Here is a 1,935-nt window from a genome sequence, read left to right as displayed (position 1 = left end):
AACAACGCGCATAAAACATAGCTGGGATAGGTCTAATTAAACTATTTGTCTTATTTTTAAGGCAAATACCGAGTCTGAAAATAGCGGTTATATGACCGCTAAATTTCATGCTCGTAACCGTTGTAGCCAATTTGAAAAATGACAAAATTCCGACTGACTTTAGTAACTGAAAATCAAAAATCTCTTGAAAAAGGAAAGAAGTTTGCTGAACTGATTTGCGGAACTCTGAATAGTAAAAACGGATATGAAATTTCAAAATATGAAAAGCTTGAAAGCTCATATCGGATAGAAATTATTGGACAAATAACGGACAAAAGCTCGGTTGCAGAATCAATCGAATTGACAGACCGAATTTGCTCGCCTTGGATTGTGACTTATGAACGACCCAAAAAGAGCGTGGAATTGATATTTAATAAATCGGACTTATCCAATTTTCGGAGTAAAGAATTTAATGTGCTAAACTGGGCGCAGTTTGAAATTGAAAATGACTAAAAAGAGTTTAAAAATCACAAGATTATACATAATTAGTTTTTTATGTATTGTTTGTTATTTCCTATTAGAGAATTCTAACATCATTTCTGAACTCGTTCAATTATCTGAAAAAGGTCGTTATGGCGGATTCCTGACATTTTTTCTAACAGGATTATTCAAATACGGATTATTACTAATCGGAATAAGTATTATTATAATTATGAGTTTTTTAATAATCAGAGAAAGAACAAAAAAAACGCTTAAATAAATAAAAACTGGCTACAACATTGGCTATAATTCATTGCGGTTGAATTCCTTATCGGAATTCACCGCAATTTTGCTATCTTTCGGCTACGGCGGAAAGAATCCTGCGGATTTTTCCGCAACGAAATCATAGCCGAGACCGTTGGCAACAATATGAAAAACCGAAAACATTGAGATTTAAAATAACATTTTTCATATCATTCTTTTTTTGCATTTTTTCCGCATTTGGACAGCGGACTTTAAGCGGAAAAACAATCGACCAATTTTTAGAAAGTGCCATTGGAATTACAATATTTGACAAAGACACAACCAAAATCGGACAGTCTGACTTGAATGGATATTTCCAAATTGAATTACCTAAAGAAACGGATACATTAATTTTTGCTGGAGTGGGTTATGAATGGGCTACAATTGCAGTTCCAAAGGAATGTAAAAATCTAGAGTTAGTTCTATTTATGGCTTCTACTTATGATTTTATGTCACCTAAAAAAGTTGACAGACTACGTAAGAAAGAATTTGAAAAATTATCCGAATTACACACTCAAGCATTCCAGAAAGGAATTTTTAAAACCGAAAAACCTTGTGCTATCCGAAAGTTTGAACCTGACTTCCCAGAACTTGACAAAATTCGTCGACAACATAAATTGACTAAGAAAGAGATTAAAACAAAATTTAAAGAACTGAAAATTGGAGATATTATAAAAGTTCCGACTCAAACTTGGTCAGCATATACAAATGGAACTGACTTTGGCTGTCTAATAACTGGAATGGTCATTGGGAAAAACAAGAAAAAAAGAGGATACAATTTAATTATTAAAGTAACCGACAATCTTTGTGAAAAAGACAAGGCTATTTATAATGGGAATCCAGTTAAAATTGGAGATTCGATTACACATAATATGAAATATTTTAAAATAATAACTGAATAAAAATACTGTTGCCAACAACGTATATAATTTATTGCTAGTTCTAGCCTACTTACGAAAATCCTCGCGGATTTTCTATTCGGTTTGTATTTGCTAAATTAGGTGCTTAAAACACGCAACAAACCATATACAAACACGTTGTGCGTCATTTTGACCCGTCCTGAATAAAGGCTACATAATTTCAAACATTATGTACAAAAATGACAAAGTTATCAGACGGTATTCAGAACCTTTTAAACTGAAAATTTTAGACGAACTTACAACAGGAAAACTA

The 1,935-nt window shown here is 32.4% G+C and carries 2 protein-coding genes; both read left to right on the top strand.

Features of this window, described 5'->3' with window-relative positions; all coding sequences use genetic code 11:
* The first annotated feature begins 138 nt into the window (after positions 1–138).
* Positions 139–492, top strand: a complete 354-nt coding sequence (locus tag E5167_RS15305; protein WP_136845030.1) for a hypothetical protein — start codon at positions 139–141, stop codon at positions 490–492.
* A gap of 413 nt (positions 493–905) precedes the next feature.
* Entirely contained in the window at positions 906–1,664 is a 759-nt protein-coding gene (locus E5167_RS15295) for a carboxypeptidase-like regulatory domain-containing protein (protein ID WP_136845028.1), read from the top strand.
* The last annotated feature ends 271 nt before the right edge of the window (positions 1,665–1,935 follow it).

It is taken from the genome of Pontimicrobium aquaticum, from assembly GCF_005047595.1.
In the GTDB taxonomy this organism is placed as follows: domain Bacteria; phylum Bacteroidota; class Bacteroidia; order Flavobacteriales; family Flavobacteriaceae; genus Pontimicrobium; species Pontimicrobium aquaticum.
The sequence above is the reverse complement of the archived record's forward strand: the minus strand, read 5'-3'. Positions and strand labels throughout refer to the sequence as shown.